Source organism: Nevskia sp. (assembly GCF_021732705.1).
Taxonomy (GTDB): Bacteria; Pseudomonadota; Gammaproteobacteria; order Nevskiales; family Nevskiaceae; genus Nevskia.
Window position 1 is genome coordinate 39,711 of the sequence record NZ_JAKFUM010000015.1, and the last position, 21,691, is coordinate 61,401.

Sequence of the window (21,691 nt, forward strand, 5' to 3'; positions counted from 1 at the left end):
GCTAGTGCCCTTTGATTCGGGCGACCGCTTCAATCTTGTCGATGATGGCTTTCACCGCCTGATCGATAACACTATTTTCCTGGTAGTCCGCTGGCGCTCCCAGCGTTGCGCGGCCATCGTTGACGAGCTGGTCCGCGTGCTTCCTCGCGCCTCGCTTGCTTCCGTTGTAGACCGCAATGGAATGGCCGCCCTGTTCTTTCACCAGCCTCATGCAGGGGATGTCCGTTTCACCATCCCCGATGAAGATCATGTTCTCGAACGGCACCGGACGTTCCTCTTTGGGCACGAACTTGTTGATCACCGAGTTGTCGTGAACATCCAAACTACCCTTGTTGATACGGAACAGGTACTGGGTCTTGGTCGTGTAGTTGACCGCAAGCGCGGGCCAACACGCGACGCCGTTGTGATCGAACATGAAGCCAGATGCATAGACTTTGGTGAACTCCTTGTAGATCGGCGTACCCTCGACCATCTCGCGGATGCCGGAAGAGATGATGAAGTGCTCCAGGCGAACGCCCTTGCTCTTGGCATAGGCGTTGATCCGCTTGAACCAGTCCGCCACGCCTGGGAACAAGGTGATGTTTTTCCCGAAGTTTTTGAAGTCGGATTTGTGGACACGGATGTCGGCCTTGTCGGCTTGCCGCAACATGGCCCACATGTAGGCAAGGATTTGGTCCATCTCGTGCTTCTGCGCAAGCTCATGCACCGACTTCCAGAATTCCGTGGAAACCATATTCAATGCAGGAATGAAGTCATATTCCTGCATGTTGCCGGGGGCGAGCGTTCCATCGAAGTCATAGGAAATCGCCATGGGAATGAGCTTTTTAGACACTAGCAATCTCCTGCGCTTGCTTGGGGATGGGTAGCCGCCACTGACCTGTTAGCAGCTTCTGCATCAGGCCGCGCTTCTGAGCACGGAGTGCATCGGCATAGCGCGTCAGAACGGCAATTTCTTGCGATGCGGCATCGAGTAACTGGACCAGACGCGCCTGTACGTCGATAGGCGGAAGCGCAAAGGTGAACCTGCCGAGATCATCGTAGTAGATGCGCACACGCACGCCGCCGTTGCCAGCCAGCTCGAAATGGCTCACCCACTTCTGGGAATGACGCAAGTGATGCAGGTATGAGGGAAGCAGTTTCGATTCGTCGCAGGCAAAGACCACGTAGTCGGGGCTGACGAGAACGTCGTGATCGAACGGGGACTTGGCAATCGACCCGATATTCAGTCGCATCGGGTTATACGCAAACCCCTGTGGCGGCACCAGCTTGTAGCGTTCGATATTGCCGGCGATGGTTTCTTCTCGCATTGGCCGCATGCCTACACTTTTGGTGATGGCCATGACTGCCTCGCGTCCGAGTATCTTGCCGTTACGCGCAGTGAGTTCTTTCGTGACGTTCGACAGCTTTGTAGTCGAAGCTCGTTTGGGTTTGCGCAGTAGTTGGTCTCTAAAGCGGCTCAGGTAAAGGCTTTTGGCCGTAATCAGTTGCTCGTTTTTCTGGATAGCAGTGTCCCAGGCCGCATTGGTATTGACGATTACCCGCTGTTCAGAAAGTGGAGGAACCAGTATTGGAAGCTCTTTCAGCTGGCTTGAATTGATACTTGCAAGGTTCGTCGTTTGCTTGGCGCACGACAAAAAATAATTCTTGGCGCGAATGGATTGTATTTCGCAGGCGAGGAATTCAGGAAGAAGAACTGTGCTGTCGATTACCCGAACAGCAAACACATGATTCTGATGAACACAATTTGGTATGTCGCCATTCCAAATTGAGCCACGACCAAGTTTGTCGAAGTCGCCCCCTTCGGTTAGAAGCACATCTCCATTACGCAGACTGAAGCGCTCTACTTGAGTAGCCGGAACTTCGATCGTTTTGATCTCCGTTAAGTCAAAATGACCATCTTGGACGTTTGCAACGCGAAGATATGGTCGCAGTACCGATGGGCCAGTTCGATTTTGGCTTTTTGACAAGCCGGTTTGAACATTGGCAACGTCGCGTAGAGGGACCTTGCGCCATTGGGCGGACAGCTTCATTTCTTCTTCTCCCGCTTCTTTCCGTCTAATCGCCGCTCGGTCTGCTCCAGCGTCGCCATGTCCGCGGCATCCGCCGCCAGCCGCGCCGCTTCACGTCGCGCTGCATCGAAGCTCTCGTAGCGTTCCAGCGCCAGTTTTTCCGCCACGTCGGCGCGCAGCTTGCCAGCATGGGTTAGCACCTCGCGTTCGTTGAACTGCAGGAAGGCGTCGAGCTTGTCTTCCCAGTCGCGCATGGTCAGGGTGCGGCGGCGCTGAGCCTGATCCTCGGCGTAGTCGAGGTACATGACGACGATGCGGTCGAGCGCCCCGATTTCTTCGCGGCTCAGGTAGTTCTTGGCAACGGTGACATCCTGCTTGCGCACCCGGCCGCCCTGCCAGGTGGTGAGGCCCATGTTGGGCAGCGCAGGGTCGGCGCGGCCGGCGATGAGTTCAGGCGCGGTGTGGCCGGTGACCGCCCAGAGCATCTTGTTCTGCACCTTCTTGAAGAACAGCTGCGCAGCTTCGGACTTGCCGTCGTAGTCCACGGCGGTGGTGTAGATATCGCGGATCTTCTGGTAGAAGCGCTTTTCCGAGGCGCGGATGTCGCGGATGCGCGCCAGCAGTTCGTCGAAGTAGTCCCAGCCGCCGGGCTCCTTGAGCCTGGTGTCGTCGAGCACGAAGCCCTTGACCAGGTATTCGCGCAGGTGGGTGGTGGCCCACTGGCGAAACTGGGTGCCGCGCGGAGAGCGCACGCGGTAGCCGACGGCCAGGATGGCGTCCAGGTTGTAGTGCGCTACCCGGTACTTCTTGCCGTCGGTGGCAGTTGTCAACCATTGGTTGACAACTGAATGCTCGGCCAGCTCGCCTTCGGCAAATACAGCCTTGAGGTGCTTGGCGATGTTCTGCTTGGTGGTATCGAACAAGGCCGCCATTTCCAGCTGGCTGAGCCAGACCGTTCCATCGAGTGCGCGAAGCTGGATCGCAATCGAACCGTCGTCCGCCGTGTAAAGGATCAGTTCGCCGCCGCTCATACGCCCAGTTCCTTCAGATACTGCTTCATGCGCTTGCGCACGTCGGTCAGTTCGCCTTCCAGACGTTCGATCTCCTGCTCGACGGCCGCCACGTCGATCTCCTGCTCTTCCTCGAAGGTGTCGACATAGCGCGGGATGTTGAGGTTGAAGTCGTTGTCGGCGATTTCCTTGAGGCTCGCGACGTGCGCGTACTTGTCGGCTGACTTCCGGGCGCGGAAGGTCGCGAGAACCTTGGCCATGTGCTCGTCAAGCAACGCGTTCTGGTTCTTGCCGCTTTGGTAGTCGTCGCTGGCATCGATGAACAGCACGTCCCGGCAGCCTTCCCGGACACCGCCCTTCTCTCGGGCGCGGTCAAACAGGAGGATGGCAACCGGAATGGTAGTGGTAGGGAACAGGTTGCCCGGCAGGCCGATGACGGCGTCGAGCAGGTTTTCCTCGATCAGGGCGCGGCGGATGCGGCCCTCCGCGCCGCCACGGAACAGGACGCCGTGAGGCACGACCACCGCTACGCGACCCTCCTGCGGCAGCGCGGTTTCGATCATGTGGGAGATGAAGGCGTAGTCGCCCTTCGACTTCGGCGGCACGCCGCGCCAGAAGCGGTTGTAACGGTCAGCTTCGGCTTCGATCGCACCCCATTTGTCGAGGCTGAACGGCGGGTTGGCAACCACCACGTTGAAGCGCATCAGCCGGTCGGCTTCCACCAGCGCCGGGCTGTTTATGGTGTCGCCCCATTCGATGCGTGCAGCGTCTTTGCCGTGCAGGAACATGTTCATGCGCGCCAGTGCCCAGGTGCTGCCGTTGACCTCCTGGCCGAACAGAGCGAAGTCGCGGCTGCCTTGCTGCTCGACCAGTGCAGCGGCTTCGACCAGCAGGCCGCCCGCTCCGCAAGTGGGATCACAGATGCGATCGCCGGGTTTGGGCGCGGCCAGTTGTGCCAGCAGTCTAGACACCTGCTTGGGCGTGTAGAACTCGCCGGCTTTTTTTCCGGCGTCTGAGGCAAAGCGCTCGATCAGATAGATGTAGGTGTCACCGATCACGTCTTCCGACACGCGCGAGGGGCGCAGGTCGAGCTTGGCGAAATCACCCAGCAGGTTCTCCAGGCGGCGGTTGCGATCCTTGGTCTTGCCAAGGTTGGCCTCGGAGTTGAAGTCGATGTTGCGGAACACGCCTTCGAGCTTGGCTTTGTTGGCTTCCTCGATGTGGTCGAGGACGATGTTGACCAGATCGCCGAGGTTGGCTGCTTTGCGCCGTTCGTACAGGGCATGGAAGTCGGCAAGGAAGCGGTCGGTGACCTCGCCGGTCTTTTCATCCTTGAACTCGACGTAGGGCAGGATGAAGCGCTCGCGCTCCAGCTTGCGGCGGATGCGCTCCTCGTTGTCGCCGTACTCCTTCCGGTACTCGGCGTAATGGTCGGCCCACTGGTCGCTGATGTACTTGAGGAACAGCATCACCAGGATGTAGTCCTTGTACTGTGCTGGATCGATGACGCCTCGAAAGGTGTCGCAGGCGGCCCAGGCGGTGTTGTTGACGTCTTGTTGGGTGAGCTGGTCGTTCATGCGGTGGCCTCGTGGGCGAATGTCATCAGAATGTGGGTGTTGAGGCGCTGCCGCAGGGTGGCGATCTGGGCCAGCAGTGCTCGTTCTTGTTCGGCCAGGGCGGCGGCTTGAACGATGCGCTGCTGGGCCGTCAGCGAGGGCAGAGGTACGTGCAGCGCCTTCAAGGCTTCGGCGCTGATCATCCGCACCGAGGTGCCTTCGGCCATTGCAGCCAATTGGTCTTGGGTAGCCGGTGCGTTGAGGTACCAGCAGAGGTACGCGGGCAGCACGCCGTGGGGCCGGATCAGCAGCATCGGCGCCGAGAGTACTGCCGGACCGATGCCGTCCAGCACCTCGGCCGCGCCATTGCTGCGGCCACGTGAGCGGAATAGCAGATCGCCCGCGCGCAGCAGGTGGTGCGCCTTCCCTTTAGGCAGCGCCACCCTGATTGCCTCGTCGGCATGCAGCAGGTTGGTGTCGTCGATGTCCTTCATCTGGATCACCGCCACATCACCCTGCGGGTCGTGCTCAAGGCGCGACCGGAATGGGTAGCCCATCTGTACGTCAGCTAAGTCGCCAATGTTCATTTTTGCAGGAATGCTGTTACGACAGAAGTCATGGCGTGCAGCTTAAATCACCGGCACGACCTAGTCAATATGTCGTAACGCGATTTCTGCAATGTAGAGAAAATGACTGGCAGCTTCCTTGATGCGGGCGAAACATCCGTAGGTTGCGATCGCCGGGAACCACGCCCTCACGCGAAATGCTTGGAGCGCTGCAATGTTTGCCGCCCGCACCTGGGTGTTCGCCGACGCGGGAGGACGTGCTCAATGGGCTGGATCTGCTCTCGGTCGGCTCGAGGTCACGGCGGCGAAAACGCATGCCGTCTGCCGTAAGCGGTCCACTTTCAGATGGTGAAACTGAAGCACCTCCCATCTCGCTTTCGCGAGATGGGAGGCCTGAATTCCCCTGAATTTAAAAGCCCTAGGACGGGGAACCCCCGGGCCGGATTGACGCTTTACCTCCTGTTCGCAGCACCGTCGCGTCACGGTGCCACTACTGCGTGGATGAATGAAGTTTTTCGATCAGGAGCCACCTGACCGACCGAATCAACAACGAACGAGCAACCTCTGCTGACGCCCTTCGAGATCCGCAGTCTTGCGACTGCGGCACCCTGCTTTGCCTTACGCGATCGTGCCTCTGCCAGAGGACCCTTTCACTGCCGTAGCTTTTAACTACCGGTTCACAGGTTCACTACTACGACGCCTCCGTTCAAGCCGATTCTCAGCGCACCTCTCGATGCGTAGCCATGGGTGCCGCCCATGGAAAACCGGCCAGAATCCCAGCTTGGTGAAAACGGACTTTCGGATGGTTTTAGGTGCCTCCTGTGCCTGCCTTTGAGGTCGTGCTGATAGCCGCACGCAGCATCAAATTTCCGGTTATGAAGTGTCTCAGTTCACCGTACTTTTCCTCTCAGGACAGACGTTCGGATGGAGGTTCCTAATCGTCACCACACCATCAACTGACCCCTCTGCTCTACCTCATCACCTCGTGCCTCTCGGTTGTCCTTCCGTCGTTAGATTCCCCCGCGCGATCCATTGCTGGCCGCGGGTTTCACGTCACTTCGGGCAGGACCGATTGCTGGCTGCCAGCCTGGCAAGGCACTACATGTTTTGGCGAGGGATTGTTCAGCGTATTTTCCGGTTGCCCGGATAGCCCACCGGCCGCATTTGCGGCAATCACGTTGTTCACTATTATCTGGCGCACCACTCGATCCTTGACTGGATCGCCGCATTCGCGGTCATGAATTGCTGTGGTCTAAGCCGGCAGTTACCTGCCTGGCTTGACCCCAAACCGGACGTGCGCGTTTTCCGCCGCATCCGGCTCTCTGCTTAAGAACCACGATCATCTGATTGACCTCCGGCTGGCAGGCACGGAGCACGACTGGCAGTCGTGAAAAGAGGGTGGCGCCCTCATCAAATGACATGGCTCACGAGGTTGTACTGCTCGTCACATTGTGAAAGAACGCGGGCCTGGCGAGGCCCTTTCGTAGCGCGTATTGGCTGGCGTGCCACGAATCGTTGTTCGGCCATCCACGGAGGGATCTTGGGATTGCGTCATTGCTACCGCAATGCCTTATCCCCACTTCTATGTAAACGAGCTAACCTCATGACGTAGAAAGTGAAAACCCGCTTCGAGAAGTAAATCGCTCAGATTCGCGAAACATCGGATACCGCTCTGTTGATTCCATCAACGAGCACTCCATCAATGCTTCATCCAGTAACCGCACATCCCGGTATTGCCAGCATCCGTCGATGCCAGAAAGCCATCGCCCGGGATTACATATTGGCAAACCTTTCACGGTATCCGATCAGACCAATTTTTGAAGACGTTGCACACCTTGTCGTCGAGCATTTCTTTCCACAGGCGGTTCAACGCGGCAACACCGCGAACGTCTCCGACCTTGTACAACTCATGGTGCATGCGTTTGTACTCGCGCCGCTTGAATACCGATTGCCTGGCGTCTATCGCCCCGACTGGGGCATCGGAACGGTACTGTCTTGGTTTCGACGCTGTCTCGGAAAGCACACCGGGCAATGGTACTGGTGTATGCCCGATGTGGTGATTGATCGTTCACCTCAGCAGGTGCATGATCAATTCACCAAGGTGGTGCATATTCGTGACACCTTGTTTGTCGACGGCGCGGTAGAAGCCCTGTGTAATCTTGCGTGCAGCGGCGGGCGAAAATCCGAAGCAGCTCGACAGGTACTTGATCCGTTCGCTGCGGCTTCCCTCGATATTTCCATTGATGACCTTTTCAATGTCCGAGCTTCTTCACCCATTCGGCGCAAACTGCGTGCAAGCGGGCGGTGGGTGGCCAGTTACCTCAGGAAGGGAGAACGCGCAGTACTGATCGCGGACGCAGAAACTGCACGTGCGAGTGCATCCGGACGGTTTCGGTGGAATGACATCCGCGTCACACCGCTGCTTTGGCAAGATTACGTCATTGAGTGGATCAACAAGGATAACCACCTTCGTATCCGTCTTGACCACAAGGTCATCACCTCGGCGTTGCGTGAGATCAAGCAACTCGATAAGGCGCACAGCCATCCTCGCCGAAGGTTCGCTGCAATCACCAAGTTCGTACATCGCTTTTTGACGACACACCGATACGCCACAGGTAGTCTGGTAGCACTCCAGGAATTCAATCACATTGTCGGTAGTCGGGTCGCCAAGAGCATCACCGCCACAGTGCCATCCTTGGTGTACCCGAGCAGGTCAGTACAGGTATACGACAAGCTCGTATTGCCGATCACCAATCCGTTCCTTACAACGAGTACTGGTGATGTCGCCGGAGGTGATCGGTCGGGAGGCATAAGTAATGCTACTTGGCTCAGCTTTTGGAATCCCTATCGAAGTGTCACCGGCGGCCTCTCGGTGTATGACGACATTCGTGATGACGTCGATTCCGGTTTGGGTGACCGGGATATGGAATTAGATCAGGGCGCAGAGGAGCCAGATCGTCGATGACGGCCTTGGCAGAAAATCGATGAAATATTGCGATATTTCGAATAATCGCGATCAATCATTTTCATTCGGTGAAATCTCGCGGAATGATTGGCGGGGTCTCGGGATAATTTACTAGGGAAATCGCATTGATGCTGTTGCGAAGTCCTCAGTCGGTTGTCGGTAGCGGCATATTGAGCAGCGACGCCGCGCACCAAGAGCACGTCCACACCCTTGGTCAACTTGCGCATCCGCTTCACTGGTGTGTCGCTTCAGTATCAGCATGAAGAATCCTCCGTGATTCAGATTGAAGCACATACCACTGCAAGCTCACTGGCGACGCATGCGTTCTTCCTTTTCTCGGAGGTACGCGGCGAAGTGCTCTGCCTGCATGCGGCGATAAAGTTTTTCTAGTGCGCGCGCAGTACGCCAAAACCGAAAGCTTTGGTTTAGGTAAAAGGACGCCAAGAAAGCGCTCCAGCCCGTCAGTCGGAACCGGTCGTTCGCCGCATCGAGCAGTATCGTTGCGGCGATAGCGAACGAGATCGCCGAGATCACCACGCGCGGCAGGCACTCGCGTTTCCACCGCATGAAACGCATGACCTTCATGTTCCGTTCTAGCGGGGTCATGGGGTCGGCTCGCAGAAGGGCAGCAGGGACTGCACGCGGACGATCCGGTTTGTGTCGATGTCGAAGGCTGCGAACCGGTAGACCGCATAAGGCTTGGCGCGCGCCGACCGGGCTTCACGAACGAGCTTGGCAAGTAAGGCCCTCGGTCTTTCGACCGGTCGATCAGCGCATTCGCTGCAGATATCGCCAGAGATGGAGCTTCCATCGCCACCGCCGAGCGTCATCGTCCGGAAAGCCACTTTTTTCCGTCTTGGCCACGGATCGCGCAGGCTGACCTCGCCGCACCAGTCGCATACGACCCCGACCGCAACGGGGTTCACGACCGCCATTGATCGAACGATCTTCATTCGGCTCCTCCTGAAGAGCCTCGGCCACCGATGCCGGTGGCCGAGGCGTATAGCGACCTGCCCGCAGCACAGGTAGTCACACCCTTGACATCAACCGATCAGCTCAGGGTGCCGTGTTCGGCAACGACAGGTCCGGTGCCGCCAGCAGCGACGACCAGGCGTACTGACCCGCCGACCCCGGGAAGTTAATCTGCCCGCCGATCGGGTCGATGGTCAGGGTTAGCAGTCCTGCATTCGTCACCCCGGTTCCGATGACATCGGTGGCGGTCGGTCCGAAGCTCCGGGCATAACGAAACGATCCGCTGACTGGTGCACCGATGCTTCGTACTGCGACCGCGGCAGCAACTGCTGCCCTCAGATCTGAAGGCAACAACATCACTCCAAGATTGCCATCCGACAAAGCCCGCGACCGGACGTTCGAGCCCCCGAAATTGGCATTACCCGTTGCCGGATCGAAAGCGACATTGATCCGGGCATCCGAGAACTGCACGCTCTGACCATTCGGCGCCGTCAGTACCAAGGCGACGTCGTTCCCGCCAAACGACTCGACCTGAACGGCCCCACCCGGCGACAGCGTTGTCAGCCCGGCGCTGTTCTCATAGCGCATCGAATAGCCATCGATCACGACATCCGCAGACCAGCTGATGTTGAACGTCCCGGTTCCGTCGCCATTCAGCCGGATCAGGAACTGGCGGACCTGCATCGTCCCATTGACGCGTCCGATGGCTTCGGCACAGTTGGAAAACTGGATCGAAGCACTCGGGTCAGCACCAGCCGTGGGGGTGGTATCGGCATAGGTGGCAGTTCCACCACCAGTGCAAGTAACCGCACCAGCGCGTCGCTCGCCGATGTCGACCTCCGTCAGGTTCGCAAGCATCAGCGACCCGAGTCCCTGCATGTAGCGGTAAACTGCAGCCGACCGGGCTGCTTCGACATCGGCGAGATTCGAGCGACGATCGGGGGTGCCACTACCGCCGCCGCAGCCGGAGAGCAGCAGCGTGAACAGCAGGATCAACAGGTTGCGGGTTTGCATGGTGTGACCTCCAATCAGACATCTGTCAGGAAGCGACACGGCACATCGCCCGGCAGGGCAGATGTACCGAGACGCAGGGTTAGCCAGAACGACGGGCAGCCGCGCCCGTCAGGCCGTCAATAAAGAAAGAGGGAGGGGTGCTTCTGGCTGAGCGATCAGCTCATCGGGCTTTGCCCAGCACGCGCTCGTACTCCGGCGCCACGACCGGAATCTGGCTGATGGCTTTGCCAACGCGCTCGCCATCCGCGTCCGTGGTGGGCGGGAAGCTCTTGTACAAGCTGCCCATCACGAAGCCGGACACCTGTCGCGCAAGTCCGGCGTAGTCCTCGGCAATCTCGGCCCGCTTCTCGTCGAGGATCTGGCCGCTGACGGCATCGGTAAACACCAGCTTGCCGCGAATCTTGTCGCCGACGGTCAGGCGCTGGATCAGGTTGCGGTCATAGGCGTCCTCGACGAAGTTCAGGATCAGAATCCGTCCGCTACACTCCACCATGACCCGGCAGACCTGAATCGGCGCCTTGACCGATGCCGCAACAGCGGTCGTGTAACTCGCGAGATTCTCGGCAAATGCCGCCGGCAGTTCCGGCACCGCATCCCGAGGCTGGATGTCCGCCAGCACCAGCACGCTGTCGATTTCCCGGAACAGCGGCTTGGCGTTCTGAAGATCCTTGACCGAGGTCACCGCGTGATAACCGGTCGTGACCGAGCGGGCCGAGTCATACAGGCCGATGGCGGACTGCGCGGTGTCGACCGCTGCACAACCGGACAGCAGCACGCCGACGATGATCATCGAAAGCCATTGGGCCTGCGTGATGAAGAGGGGCAGAAAGGGAAGTGTGATGTTGTGTCGATCCATCGCAGTGTTTCTCCGTGTGGGTGATTCGGTAGTGCCCGCAGTCCGATGGGCAGCAACGGGGCTGACCCAGCGGAGGGTTCTGATCAAACCGCAGCAACTGTCCTGATTGTTACTCATAGAGCGTGGCTTCATAAAGCAGGTCTCCGTACGTTCTGTGAATGCCGTCGCATCCGCAGTTGTTGTTGGTGGGGCAGCGCCTTCGGGCGCTGCGGGAAGCGCGTGGCCTCAGTCAGGAAAACTTCGCTCTGGAAGCCGGCATCGCGAGGAGCTACTACGGCGCCATCGAGCGTGGCCTGCGCAACGTCGCCGCCTTGAACCTGATCCGGATTGCCGCGGCCCTTGGTGTGGAAGTGGGCGAGCTGTTCCCGGAAATGACGACCTTGCAGAAGGACCGTAAACGCCGCCCCCGTCAGGACGGATAGCCGTCCCGGTCCTGAATCCGGATGTAGCGCTTCAGCTGCCCGTTGAGCCGACGATCTGCCGTCGCGTAATGGCGGGGCGAGGCTTTGAAGGCCGCGATCTGCCCATCCCGCGTGGCACTGAGCCGGTCCGCCATCGCCACCGCCACGGCTTCCGGACAGGCGGCATGCTCGCAGCGTGCTTCCTTGCTGATCAGGTAGGTCAGCATGTCGGCGCAGGCGGCATGGGTTTCGGCACGCAGGCGCGGCAACTCGGTCGCGATTTCGATGACCGATCGCGTCTCGTGCATGATCAGCGGGTTGTTGTAGGCCGAGCGTATCCATTCGATCTTGCCGAGGTCATGCAGGATCGCTGCGGCAATCGCCGTGTCCTTCGACTCCTGGTTGGCGAAGGTCGCGGCACTCAGTCCGGCCACGATGACCGCGCACTCATGGCTGTGGATCGCTAACCCACCGGGAAAGGCGTGATGCGCTTCCCGAGATGCCCGAGCCTTGAAGAAGTACGGGTAGACGTTGTCTGAACCCAGCACCCGATGCACGAAGCGGGCGATCGGCCGGCTCGGCATCTGCTCGAGGATGTCGATCAGCCCGTGCAGCGCCGGAACGGCCTCATCGGCACAGGCCGACCGCGGGACCACCAGCAGGTTGGGGTCCTTGTTTTCGGGCCGCTCCATGAAGTCGATCAGCAAACCGAATTCCGGATGCTCGTGATCCATCGGGAAGCCCCACATCTGATGGACGTTGCCAATCAGGCTCGACGGCTTGATCGGCCCTTCCGGCATGAACCGGGCCTTGTACGGGCCGTAGGCGTCTTCGATCACCAGATCGAGGAAGGGTGGCTCCTTCGCATCGACAAGGGACGACATGATCCGGAAGTCGTGGTTGACCAGCCGGTCGATGTCGTGGAGATCCACGCGCAACTGTTGATGCTTGTTCATCTTCAGCCTCACAGGACGCGGTTTGTGCCGACCGGGTCCGCCCAAAGCGTCTTTACGCGTCTCCGCATAGAAAATGATGCGCGGGACAAGGAAATGACGTGCACTACATCATATTGGTACGCAGATAATCGCTTGTCAAGCATATTGCTACGCTGCACGTCATTTCAGTGAGGCGCAGCCCATGATTCGGTGTCGCTTGGCGTTCCTCCTCGCGGAGAGAAAGCTGAAGATCGCAGATGTATCTCGGGACACCGGGCTGAATCGCAGCACGCTCACGGCCATGTACTACGAGACCACGCAGCGCATCGACCTCGAATCGGTCAACGCGCTCTGTCGATACTTCGGCTGCAAGGTCGAGGATCTTTTTGTCTACGTCCCGGACGGGGACGCCAAGGCCGACTAAGGCCGGGCAACGTCCAGCGGTGTGCAGCTTTTGTTTTGCCGCTGTTGTGTCAGATTTCAACGATGCGTTTTTGTCCTCGTCTTCAACATTTTCGGAACATCAGTTCCGAAAAGCCCCGCCGGCAAGGCGGCCAGGCCGGCGAGGCCAGCCGGGAGCGCGAGGGCAGGTCCCTTTCAATCAAAGCTGGCGCGGTTGAAGAGATGCCAGGTCTGTTGGCCTTCAAGTCTTGAGCGGTACGGTTCAGGGAGAACGACATGCCGCGCGGGGGAAGACGCGAAGGGGCGGGGAGGCCACACGGGTCTGGGCGCTTTGGCGAACCGACGCGCCGAATGGATATTCCCCTTGGCCTGGTCGGTCAGGTGTCGGAACTGTTGGCCGAGCATCAGCGCGCTGCAGCCGTCGCCGCGGTCGAAAAGCGACTTTTTGATGGCCGGAAACAGGATTCGGATGTGTCCTTGGCAGTCCCGCAGCCAGGTACTGCATCCATCGTCGGACCAATCAACGCCGTCTCGATGCTCAATCGTCTGGCTGACCAAGGCATCAAGGCGACAACTGTCGTGCTCGACCCCTGGTATCGCGACAAGGACGCTCGAGGCCGGGTGGCCTACCTCACTGAAACGGTGCCATTGATCGAAGCGGCAAGCCGGGTCGCAGGCCACGTATTCATCTGGGGATTTCCCGAAGCGGTGGCCAGGCTGATCGACCACACGCCACCGAGTCTGAAACTCGAAGGCTGGCTGACTTGGTACTTCAAGAACGCACCATCGCGATCGAAGTCATGGCGACCATCGCAGCAAGCCTGTCTGCATCTGCGCCACCCGAAAGCACCGATGTACCCGGAGCACTTCTACGCCGAGCGGCATCGCGAACCGGCACGGCACAACCGACTTGAGTTCAAGATGACTCCGTACAGCGTCTTCGAGGAAGCGCTGCTCAGCGGCTTCATCAAGCGCAGCGAGCAGACGGGATTCCGCTGGCAGAAACCTGAATCGGTGATAGCACCACTGCTGCGCATGACGACGAAGCCGGGCGATCTGGTGATTGACCCGACCGCCGGCAGCGGCACCACCGGGGCTGTGGCGATCAAGCTGGGTTGTGCTGTGATCCTGTCCGACGGAAACGCGACCGCCCTGAAAACCGCGCGAATGCGATTACGCGATTGACCGGCCCATCACCGCCTTTCGAATCTGGGCGGGGAATCAAAAGCGGCTTGGGCTGCAGCGCGTCGCGCGATGGTCTCAGCCTTGGTCGGCCGGCCTCGACGACGGCGTGGGACCAAAACGGTTGGCGCTGGCGTCGTGGCAGGCAAGCCAGTGCCGACCGTCGCACGGATGTCCGACTTCTCGTAGGCCTTCAGCCAAGTAATCACCGAGCTCAAAAGCCATCGCCGCCCGGACATTCCGGGCAACATGACAGACGGTGGCATGGGGTGACCGCGACCAATACGCATGTTGATCGCCGCACGGGCTGAGCCTGGCTTGGCAGTTCCGAGGTTGAAAAATCGGCCCAACTGCTCCGCGTCCAACAGCATGTCGGAGGTCTGAACAGCGGCCGGGGAAGGCAAGGGCAACACAAAGGAAGACGGACGCATGGTTTGAACCGTGGCGATCGTGGGGAGGATCGTCTTAGCGGTATCCTTTTGTTACGGAACCCCATCAGCCCAGCAGACGGCTCGCCCACACCAGTGGTGCTCCGGAGGAGCGCCGTATCGATCCGAAGACGCGGGTGATGGACCAAGACGTGCTGGTCGATTACTACAATCTGCGTGAGTCGGGTCATCCGCAACTGCGCCTGATGCGCGGGTTTCTTCCCGGAGCGCCGCTGGCGATCTGCCCTCTGCGCTGTCAACCGAACGGCGCCTGCGCGACTTGTGTATGGGTCGGACTTGTACCAAGGCCGAACCACCACCCAAGGAGATTCGCCGTGAAACTGATGACCTTCACCGTTGCCCTGTTGATTTCCGGCATCAGCGCCTCCCCCTTCGCTCAGGCTCAGGAAACGCCACGGGCCGATGCCATCAATCAGCGTCTCGATAACCGAGGCGAACGCATCGACACCCGTCTCGACAACCGGGGTGATCGCATCGATACCCGGCTCGATAACAAGGGTGATCGCATCGACACCCGTCTGGACAACAAGGGCGAGCGCATTGAAAACCGCGCCGAGAATCGCAGCGATCGTCTCGAAGCTGCCGGCCACGAGAACCGCGCCAACCGTGTTGAGAAAGCCGGCGAGCGTGCCGCGACCCGTCTCGACAATAAGGGCGACCGGATCAACAACCGTCTGGACAATAAGGGTGATCGCGTTGACAACAGCTTGGACAACAAGGGTGACCGCCGCGAGAACCGGCTGGATCGAAAGGGCGACAGGGTGGTCAACCGCGCTGAGCGTCGCCAGACGCGCCGCGCGCAGTAAGGGCCGCGCGGGACCGGTTTCCACGTCTGCCTGCGCCTGAATCTGCGTGATCGGCCCTGTCGAAGGTGCCACCTCGCTCGACGGCTTTCTCGCCAGCGTCGAGCGAAGGGCACTGCGCATTGCTCAACTCAGTATCTCCGACGTCGACGAGGCGATGGACTGTGTGCAAGACGCCATGATCCAGCTCGCCCGCCACTATGCCCAGCGCGACCCCGCCGAATGGCCGCCGCTGTTCTATCGAATCCTCGACAACCGACTGCGAAAGTGGCGGTTCAAGATGGTGCTTCGCGGCCGCTGGCTGGGCTCGCGCCTTTCCGCCAACAACGAAGGCGATGACCCATTTGACGCTATGCCCGCGCCCGACGGCGACCGACCCGATCAAGCCACTGAAAGCGCCGAGACCTTGAGCAGGGTGCGGAGCGCGCTCGAAAAATTACCTTCCCGCCAGCGCCAGGCCTTCGTCCTGCGGCACTGGGAGGGACTCTCCACCGCCGATACCGCGCAGGCAATGGCCTGCAGCGAGGGCAGCGTGAAGACGCATCTCTCGCGTGCCTGTGCGGCCCTGCAACCGTTAATGCTCGAACAAGGACTCCGCCCATGAGCCACTCACCCGACAATCACGATACCGCCGTCACGCAAGACCCTGCCATCCGCCGCGCCGTCACTGCGCTCAAGCAGTGGGAAGACGATGTGGACACCGTTCAGCGCGCGCACCTCGCGGCTGCCCGGCGACGGGCGCTGTCGCCTGAGCAGGCCACCGCCTGGCCTGTTTGGGCGGGCGGTGCGGTGGCGGCCAGTCTGGCACTCGTCATCGGCGTGAGCCTCTGGCCTGCCATGCAGCGCGGACCCTCATCGGCCCGGCCGACGGATGCTGCCTCGCTTGCTGCGCCGGTCGTTGCCGAATACGTGGCTGACTTCGGCGATGCCGACGACGAACTGCTGCACGAGGGACTCGATAGCGATCTGGAGCTTTATCTCTGGCTTGATGGGACCGATGCGGCATGAAGTTGCGCCACGCCACCGCGGGTCTGATTGCACTGGCCTGCGTGGGCCATGCCCAGTCTCAGGCTGAGGCCCGCCCACTGCTGAAGCCCGCAGCGCCGCCGGACGCCGCCACGCTCGAGTACCTCGCGGACTGGCCGTCTGATGAGGATGACCCCGCAGCCGACGACCCGTTACTGCAGTTGCTCGATGCTCCAACAGCGGACAGCACGCCTCGGGGCAAAGCGCCCGTGACGACCAACCCCGCCGACCCTCGACCCGCTCTCCGGAAACGCCCATGAAGACTGCCCTCCGCTCCAGACCCACAGGCCTTGGCCGCGCCCGTGCCCGCACGCTGCTCGCGCTCGGCTTTCTGTTCTATTGCGGGTTGGCGCTGGCGCAGGATTTCTCCAGCCTCACCCCCGAACAGCGTGCGGTGCTCGCGCCCTTCGAAAACCAGTGGCCGACGCTACCGCAGGCGCGTCGCGACAAGCTGATGCAAGGTGCCGCGCGCTGGCAGCAGATGACGCCCGAGCAGCAGGCCAAGGCGCGTGCCAAGGCCGAAAGTTGGAGGAACCTCTCGCCAGAGGAACGTGAGCGCGCGAAGACGCGCCTTAGCCAGTGGCAGAACCTGCCGCCGGAACAGCAGGAAAAGCTCAAGCATCGTTACCGGGACCTCACACCGGAACAGAAGGCCAAGCTCAAGGCTAGGCGAGAACAGTTTCGGGCCTTGCCTCCTGAAGAGCGCGAGGCGATTCGAAGCCGCTTCAAGGCTCTGCGCGAGCTGCCCCCTGAGCAGAGAAAAGCCATCCGCGCCTGCGCCGAGGGCAAGCCGATTGAGCAGGCTGCTGCCTGTCTGCCGCCCTAAGCCGCCACTAAATCATGGTCGATGGCAGTTCCAATCCGTGTGATGTCTACCGGTGCACTGCGGGCTGACTGCTACTCCCAGAAAGGTTTGGGCTTTTGTAGAGAACAGTTTGCATCGTGAGCGGCCGGTAGAGGCCACTATCGCTGAGGGCCGAAGGTCAGAAAGATGATGTCAACTAGGTTGCAGGAGTGGACGACGATGAATCGAGCGGAGGGACCGTTGTGAAGGCAACTCTATCCGCACCAATGGAAACTGGCGCTGATGACATGAATATTGCGCCATTCGGTGGCGAATTTTTTCAATTCGATGAACTGCGAAAGAGCTTATGGCAGCGTGCAGCCATGTCTCTCGCGAGTTCGATCATGCACTGACTTGTCAATTACGAGAGCTAGATTCGTCATGTCACTGACTTCTATTGCTAGAGGTGTTCTAGCAGCCATTTCCGCTGTACTGCTGGCTGCTTGTGGAGGAGGCGGAACCACAATCACCACGCCTCCACCAGCACAGGCTGCCGCCCTTTACGTGGGCAATCACTTCAATGCTGCGCTGGCTTCGTCGGCAGGTGACACTTGCGGACGAATCCTGGACGCTACGCGTTCTCGTGAAATCACGGTGCAGATACGCGTGCCGCAGGCGTCGTCGACTCGCCGTCCAATCATTGTGTTCTCACACGGCGGCGGGCCGCGGGATCCCTGTAGTTTTGGTAATCCCGAATGGGGCCGCAGCCTGTCGGAAGCAGGGTATGTGGTAATGCACATCGCGCACAGCCTGACCAGCTTTCAAAAGGACGCGGCTTGCAGCGCGATTGGTGTCACGGATTGCAGCGTGGAGCAGGCCATGCAGTACCACCGTCCGCTTGATGTTCAGTCGGTGCTGGCAGCAATCCCGACTCTCGTGCAGTCCTTCCAGATCGCGGCGATTGCCGATACCGGCCGAGTGGGATTGGCCGGTCACTCATTCGGTGCTTTCACCGTGATGGCGGTTGCCGGTGCGCGACATGATCTTGGCACGCTCCGGGATATCGACCGCAGCGTGGGTAGTGTTCGGTCGGTGCTGGCCCTATCGCCGCAGGGGCCGGGCCGATTCGGCTTCTACGATCGCGGCGTCAGCGGCGGGAACTCGTGGGACGCGATCGGGATTCCGGTAATGACCCAGACAGGTGCTGCAGATGTAACGAATGGAGAGGATGCGCCAAGTCGGCGAGTGCCGTTCACGCTGATGCCACCTCCGGACAAGGCCGAGTTGTTCATCAATGACTCACGTGCGCAGCATGAAACTTTCAACCTCAATGACAGCAGCGCGCCGGCGCTTCTGCTCGACACGATTCGATCCACAGCCATTGCATACTTCGATGCAACGCTTCAGGAACGACAGGCTGCTTGGGAATATCTGAGGTCTGACAATATCGCGGATGTCAGCAACGGGATTGCGACCCTCAACCGACGCGACCTGATAGCCCCCGCTGGGCAATGAGTGTTCGGATCTAAGATGCCGTAGAGGTTTGCGATTCGAGGGCAGTCAGTTAGACATTGGCAGTTAGGGATTCTCTGATTAACTCCACCCCGGTACGGTAATACTCGGCTACTGGAAACAGCAGTGGAATCAACGCCATGGAGCAGATATCGCTGGCCTCGTCGGGGTTTGAGAAGTTTGGTCGGACGACGAAGCTAAGCGCATTTTCTGGCGGATATGGACTGGGTGGTTCCGTGGTCAGCGCTGTGCAAGTTGATTGCGCCGGTGTACCCGCAGAACGAAATTGGTTGACCACCGGTTGCACTTGATCGGATGCTGCGGACCCACTCCCTGCAGTCCTCCTTCAACTTCCTGGACCCGTCGGTGGAAGAGGCGCTGTACGACTCAGAGGCGATGCGGCAGTTCGTTGGTATCGACCTGGGTGTCGAGCGAGTTCCGGACGAAACGACAATCTGCAAGTTCCGATGTCTACTGACGAAGAACCAGCTCCGCAAGAAGTTCTTCGCTCGGGTGAACGAGCATCTGAAGGCCAGCGGCATGAAGCTGTCGACTGGCACCGTAGGCGACGCCATGATCATCAGCGCACCGTCGTCGACCAAGAAAGGATTCGGCAAGCGAGATCCAGAGATGCATCAAACGATGAAAGGCAACACGAGATATTTCGGGATGAAGGCTCACGTTGGCGTCGACAGCCAAACCAAGCTGATTCACTCGGTCGAAGCCTCCGCCGCCAATGTCCATGACGCCCGCGCGCTGCCGAGCCTGCTGAATGCCAAGGAGCGGCGGGTCTATGGCGACCAGGCCTATTGGGGTCAGAAGGGCTTGCTGGCGGTCCACGCGCCAAAGACCAAGGACTTCACGAACCAGCGCTACCGCTACCGGGGCATCGTCGACGAAGCCGAGCGGATGAAGAACCGGACCAAGTCGAAGATCCAGGCGAGGGTCGAGCATGTGTTCGCGGTGATGAAGCTGAAGTTCGGCTTCACCAAGGTTCGTTATCGAGGCATCGAGAAGAACGCGCACCGGCTGAATGTCACCGCAGCACTTACCAACCTGTTCATGGCGAGGAGACACTTGCTCGCGTTGCAGGCGTAATCCGCTCGAAAGGCGGAAAACCGGGGCGCTTCAAAGTCCCGCAGCAGTAGATTGAGCAGAAAATCGTCAGATCGGCGGCTTCAAACGACATCCGCGACGCCTGCCTTCACACGGCGGGGGTCATTCAGAGCTTTCTTAGCTTCGACCCCGGCGGGCACGGTCACCGAAATGATCAGCCCTTCATCCGACTGCGCACTCACCGAGCCATGATGTGCCGCAGCGATTGCCGCCACCAGCGCGAGCCCGAGTCCGTGGCCACCGGTGGCGCGGCTGTCATCACCGACGCTGAAACGCTGAAACAGGCGAGGCAAGGCGCTCGATGGCACCCCAGGACCGTCATCGACGATCGACAGCTCCGCATGTCCTGCTCGGGCTGCGAGCGTGACCTGCACCGTCGTCCCGGTTGGCGTGTGCCGCAGTACGTTGTCGAGCACATTAGCCAGCAGTTGCTGCAGCAGGCGCCGATCGCCGTTGACGTTGATCTCTGGTGCCACCACCAACAGTAGGCGGTGCCCGCTGGCCTCGAAATCCGGCCGGTAAGTCTCGACAACCTCCGTCACCAGCTGGCTCAGCGAGAGCGATACAAAGTGGCTGCGCACCGCATGCGATTCGACTTCTGAGATCCGGAGCAGTGCGGCGAAAATCTCCAGCAGTTCGCGGGATTGATCCAGTGCGGCATCGATATGCGCGCCCGGCTCACTGGATGCGCGGGCGGCTTCCAGCTGGTTCGTGAGCCGGGTCAGCGGCGTGCGCAAGTCGTGGGCGATGTTGCCGGAGACCTCGCGCAGGTTGTCGAGCAGGCCGACGATGCGATCGAGCATCCGGTTCAGCGTAATCGACACGCGATCGAACTCGCTGCCCGAGTCGTCAACCGGGATTCGCTGGCTCAGATCGCCATTGATGATCGCCAGTGCTGTCCGATCGATGCCGTTCAGGCGGGCCCGGGTGATGGCCCCGACCGCCCAGGCGGCCGCGATGCCGAGCAGCAGCAGCCCACCGAAAGCCAGGGCGGTGACCTGCTGGATTGCCCGGTCGGTGGCGTCTACCGCCGCGCGATCGGCGGCCACCAGTAGCCAGCCACCGTCCGGCAACCGGCTGGTCAGCGCCTGCGCTTCGCGCTGCCCCTGGTCATGGCGCAGATGTTCGAGATAGCCCGGCTGTGGCGGCATTGCCGCGTCAAGTGACCCCGCGAGCCGTTTGCGCCTCGAATCCGACAGCAGGTACACAAGCCGGGATTCCGCTGCAGCCGATTCGCGCCGCGCAATCAGCTCCGCGACCGCCGGTGTTCCACCACGAGCGGCCTCGGCAAGCAGGGCGCGGGTCTCGGTCGCGATGCGGTGATCAAGCTGTTCTTCCAGCGCCTCATGCGCCACCTCATGCACCGTGGCGCCGATCGCCAGGGTCGCCAAGGCCAGCAGGATGCCGATGGCGGCCACCACGCCAGTGGTCGATTGCCAGATTCGGCGCATGCCTCAGTCCGGGACGCGGATGCGATAGCCGGCACCGCGCACGGTTTCGATCGGATCAGATTCGAAGCCGTCGTTGAGCTTGGCGCGCAGGCGGCTCAGATGGGTTTCGACGATGTTGGTCTTCGGGTCGAAATCGAAATCCCAGACCCGTTCGAGCAGCATCGTGCGGGTCATGATCCGGCCCGGGTTCCGCATCAGCTCGGCCAGCAGGCAGAACTCGCGCGGTTGCAGGACGATGCGCTGACCGGCGCGTTCGACAGTGCGACGCAGTTCGTCGATCACCAGATCGCCAACCACCAGCCGGTGGGTTTCGACCCTCACTGCCGGCCGCCGGGTCAGGGCCTGCAGCCGCGCCGACAGCTCGGAAAACGCGAAAGGTTTGACCAGATAGTCGTCAGCGCCACTTTCCAGACCTTCGACGCGGTCGGAAATGCCGCCGAGTGCGGTCAGCATCAGCACCGGCGCATGGCGGCCGCCGGCGCGCAGCATGCGCAGCAGCGACAGACCGTCGATGCCGGGCAGCATGCGGTCCAGCACGATCGCGTCGAAATCCCGGCCGGTGGCCTCGATCAGTCCGTCATGGCCATTGGTGCAGGCGGTGACCTGGTGACCGGCCTCGCGCAGTCCGCGTGCGATGAACTCGCGCGTCTCGCGATCGTCCTCCACCAGCAGCACCTGCATG

At 60.4% G+C, this 21,691-nt stretch carries 21 protein-coding genes and 1 pseudogene; 10 read left to right on the forward strand and 12 right to left on the reverse strand.

What is annotated here, in order from left to right; translation table 11 throughout:
• Position 1: 1 nt before the first annotated feature.
• From QZ951_RS16540 to QZ951_RS16560, 5 genes are read right to left on the reverse strand one after another with little or no spacing between them, the layout of a single operon-like run.
• A complete protein-coding gene (locus QZ951_RS16540; RefSeq protein ID WP_293002574.1) occupies positions 2-832 on the reverse strand; it encodes an HAD family hydrolase in 831 nt (276 codons plus the stop codon).
• On the reverse strand, positions 825-2,030 hold the full coding sequence (locus QZ951_RS16545) for a restriction endonuclease subunit S (protein ID WP_293002576.1): 1,206 nt from the start codon (positions 2,028-2,030) through the stop codon (positions 825-827). The genes QZ951_RS16540 and QZ951_RS16545 overlap by 8 nt, the downstream gene beginning before the upstream one ends.
• Entirely contained in the window at positions 2,027-3,040 is a 1,014-nt protein-coding gene (locus QZ951_RS16550; RefSeq protein WP_293002578.1) for a virulence RhuM family protein, read from the reverse strand. The genes QZ951_RS16545 and QZ951_RS16550 overlap by 4 nt, the downstream gene beginning before the upstream one ends.
• Positions 3,037-4,596, reverse strand: a complete 1,560-nt coding sequence (locus QZ951_RS16555) for a type I restriction-modification system subunit M (protein WP_293002580.1) — start codon at positions 4,594-4,596, stop codon at positions 3,037-3,039. The genes QZ951_RS16550 and QZ951_RS16555 overlap by 4 nt, the downstream gene beginning before the upstream one ends.
• A complete protein-coding gene (locus QZ951_RS16560) occupies positions 4,593-5,162 on the reverse strand; it encodes a restriction endonuclease subunit S (protein ID WP_293002582.1) in 570 nt (189 codons plus the stop codon). The genes QZ951_RS16555 and QZ951_RS16560 overlap by 4 nt, the downstream gene beginning before the upstream one ends.
• 1,681 nt (positions 5,163-6,843) lie before the next feature.
• Here QZ951_RS16560 and QZ951_RS16565 point away from each other — a divergent pair.
• Positions 6,844-8,106 (forward strand): hypothetical protein, encoded by a 1,263-nt coding sequence (locus tag QZ951_RS16565; protein ID WP_293002584.1) that lies wholly within the window; start codon positions 6,844-6,846, stop codon positions 8,104-8,106.
• A gap of 306 nt (positions 8,107-8,412) precedes the next feature.
• On the opposite strand, the gene QZ951_RS16570 is transcribed toward QZ951_RS16565, so the two are convergent.
• From QZ951_RS16570 to QZ951_RS16585, 4 genes are all read right to left on the reverse strand, one after another.
• Positions 8,413-8,712, reverse strand: a complete 300-nt coding sequence (locus QZ951_RS16570) for a hypothetical protein (protein WP_293002586.1) — start codon at positions 8,710-8,712, stop codon at positions 8,413-8,415.
• Positions 8,709-9,059 carry a hypothetical protein gene (locus QZ951_RS16575; RefSeq protein WP_293002588.1) on the reverse strand — a complete coding sequence of 117 codons (351 nt, stop codon included), beginning with the start codon at positions 9,057-9,059 and terminating at the stop codon, positions 8,709-8,711. The genes QZ951_RS16570 and QZ951_RS16575 overlap by 4 nt, the downstream gene beginning before the upstream one ends.
• Before the next feature lie 103 nt (positions 9,060-9,162).
• A complete protein-coding gene (locus QZ951_RS16580) occupies positions 9,163-10,092 on the reverse strand; it encodes a hypothetical protein (RefSeq protein ID WP_293002590.1) in 930 nt (309 codons plus the stop codon).
• Between the two features lie 160 nt (positions 10,093-10,252).
• On the reverse strand, positions 10,253-11,065 hold the full coding sequence (locus tag QZ951_RS16585) for a hypothetical protein (RefSeq protein ID WP_293002592.1): 813 nt from the start codon (positions 11,063-11,065) through the stop codon (positions 10,253-10,255).
• Between the two features lie 41 nt (positions 11,066-11,106).
• Between QZ951_RS16585 and QZ951_RS16590 the strand changes: the two genes are divergently transcribed.
• Entirely contained in the window at positions 11,107-11,370 is a 264-nt protein-coding gene (locus QZ951_RS16590) for a helix-turn-helix transcriptional regulator (protein WP_293002594.1), read from the forward strand.
• Here the strand turns inward: QZ951_RS16590 and QZ951_RS16595 are convergent.
• Positions 11,358-12,305, reverse strand: a complete 948-nt coding sequence (locus tag QZ951_RS16595; RefSeq protein WP_293002596.1) for an HD domain-containing protein — start codon at positions 12,303-12,305, stop codon at positions 11,358-11,360. The genes QZ951_RS16590 and QZ951_RS16595 overlap by 13 nt on opposite strands.
• 196 nt (positions 12,306-12,501) lie before the next feature.
• Between QZ951_RS16595 and QZ951_RS16600 the strand changes: the two genes are divergently transcribed.
• From QZ951_RS16600 to QZ951_RS16635, 8 genes and pseudogenes are all read left to right on the forward strand, one after another.
• A complete protein-coding gene (locus tag QZ951_RS16600) occupies positions 12,502-12,708 on the forward strand; it encodes a helix-turn-helix transcriptional regulator (protein ID WP_293002598.1) in 207 nt (68 codons plus the stop codon).
• Between the two features lie 329 nt (positions 12,709-13,037).
• Positions 13,038-13,871: a DNA methyltransferase gene (locus tag QZ951_RS16605; protein WP_293002600.1), complete on the forward strand. Its 834-nt coding sequence runs from the start codon at positions 13,038-13,040 to the stop codon at positions 13,869-13,871.
• 769 nt (positions 13,872-14,640) lie between these two features.
• Positions 14,641-15,123, forward strand: coding sequence for a hypothetical protein (locus QZ951_RS16610; RefSeq protein ID WP_366943965.1), 483 nt, complete (start codon positions 14,641-14,643; stop codon positions 15,121-15,123).
• A gap of 46 nt (positions 15,124-15,169) precedes the next feature.
• Positions 15,170-15,724: an RNA polymerase sigma factor gene (locus tag QZ951_RS16615; protein ID WP_293002604.1), complete on the forward strand. Its 555-nt coding sequence runs from the start codon at positions 15,170-15,172 to the stop codon at positions 15,722-15,724.
• Positions 15,721-16,128 carry a hypothetical protein gene (locus tag QZ951_RS16620; RefSeq protein ID WP_293002606.1) on the forward strand — a complete coding sequence of 136 codons (408 nt, stop codon included), beginning with the start codon at positions 15,721-15,723 and terminating at the stop codon, positions 16,126-16,128. The genes QZ951_RS16615 and QZ951_RS16620 overlap by 4 nt, the downstream gene beginning before the upstream one ends.
• 274 nt (positions 16,129-16,402) lie before the next feature.
• On the forward strand, positions 16,403-16,972 hold the full coding sequence (locus QZ951_RS16625; RefSeq protein WP_293002608.1) for a DUF3106 domain-containing protein: 570 nt from the start codon (positions 16,403-16,405) through the stop codon (positions 16,970-16,972).
• Between the two features lie 399 nt (positions 16,973-17,371).
• Entirely contained in the window at positions 17,372-18,445 is a 1,074-nt protein-coding gene (locus QZ951_RS16630; RefSeq protein WP_293002610.1) for a hypothetical protein, read from the forward strand.
• 137 nt (positions 18,446-18,582) lie between these two features.
• A pseudogene (locus QZ951_RS16635) lies at positions 18,583-19,540 on the forward strand (IS5 family transposase).
• Between the two features lie 80 nt (positions 19,541-19,620).
• On the opposite strand, the gene QZ951_RS16640 reads toward QZ951_RS16635, so the two are convergent.
• Entirely contained in the window at positions 19,621-21,009 is a 1,389-nt protein-coding gene (locus QZ951_RS16640) for an ATP-binding protein (protein ID WP_293002612.1), read from the reverse strand.
• 3 nt (positions 21,010-21,012) lie between these two features.
• Entirely contained in the window at positions 21,013-21,690 is a 678-nt protein-coding gene (locus QZ951_RS16645) for a response regulator transcription factor (protein WP_293002614.1), read from the reverse strand.
• Position 21,691 lies beyond the last annotated feature (1 nt).

Excerpts from the sequence above, each read along its gene's own strand:
- QZ951_RS16545 (WP_293002576.1), bottom strand. The coding sequence starts at position 2,030 with ATGAAGCTGTCCGCCCAATGGCGCAAGGTCCCTCTACGCGACGTTGCC.
- QZ951_RS16550 (WP_293002578.1), bottom strand. The coding sequence starts at position 3,040 with ATGAGCGGCGGCGAACTGATCCTTTACACGGCGGACGACGGTTCGATT.
- QZ951_RS16555 (WP_293002580.1), bottom strand. The coding sequence starts at position 4,596 with ATGAACGACCAGCTCACCCAACAAGACGTCAACAACACCGCCTGGGCC.
- QZ951_RS16560 (WP_293002582.1), bottom strand. The coding sequence starts at position 5,162 with ATGAACATTGGCGACTTAGCTGACGTACAGATGGGCTACCCATTCCGG.
- QZ951_RS16565 (WP_293002584.1), top strand. The coding sequence starts at position 6,844 with ATGCTTCATCCAGTAACCGCACATCCCGGTATTGCCAGCATCCGTCGA.
- QZ951_RS16570 (WP_293002586.1), bottom strand. The coding sequence starts at position 8,712 with ATGACCCCGCTAGAACGGAACATGAAGGTCATGCGTTTCATGCGGTGG.
- QZ951_RS16575 (WP_293002588.1), bottom strand. The coding sequence starts at position 9,059 with ATGAAGATCGTTCGATCAATGGCGGTCGTGAACCCCGTTGCGGTCGGG.
- QZ951_RS16580 (WP_293002590.1), bottom strand. The coding sequence starts at position 10,092 with ATGCAAACCCGCAACCTGTTGATCCTGCTGTTCACGCTGCTGCTCTCC.
- QZ951_RS16585 (WP_293002592.1), bottom strand. The coding sequence starts at position 11,065 with ATGAGTAACAATCAGGACAGTTGCTGCGGTTTGATCAGAACCCTCCGC.
- QZ951_RS16590 (WP_293002594.1), top strand. The coding sequence starts at position 11,107 with ATGCCGTCGCATCCGCAGTTGTTGTTGGTGGGGCAGCGCCTTCGGGCG.
- QZ951_RS16595 (WP_293002596.1), bottom strand. The coding sequence starts at position 12,305 with ATGAACAAGCATCAACAGTTGCGCGTGGATCTCCACGACATCGACCGG.
- QZ951_RS16605 (WP_293002600.1), top strand. The coding sequence starts at position 13,038 with ATGGATATTCCCCTTGGCCTGGTCGGTCAGGTGTCGGAACTGTTGGCC.
- QZ951_RS16610 (WP_366943965.1), top strand. The coding sequence starts at position 14,641 with ATGACCTTCACCGTTGCCCTGTTGATTTCCGGCATCAGCGCCTCCCCC.
- QZ951_RS16620 (WP_293002606.1), top strand. The coding sequence starts at position 15,721 with ATGAGCCACTCACCCGACAATCACGATACCGCCGTCACGCAAGACCCT.
- QZ951_RS16625 (WP_293002608.1), top strand. The coding sequence starts at position 16,403 with ATGAAGACTGCCCTCCGCTCCAGACCCACAGGCCTTGGCCGCGCCCGT.
- QZ951_RS16630 (WP_293002610.1), top strand. The coding sequence starts at position 17,372 with ATGTCACTGACTTCTATTGCTAGAGGTGTTCTAGCAGCCATTTCCGCT.
- QZ951_RS16640 (WP_293002612.1), bottom strand. The coding sequence starts at position 21,009 with ATGCGCCGAATCTGGCAATCGACCACTGGCGTGGTGGCCGCCATCGGC.
- QZ951_RS16645 (WP_293002614.1), bottom strand. The coding sequence starts at position 21,690 with ATGCAGGTGCTGCTGGTGGAGGACGATCGCGAGACGCGCGAGTTCATC.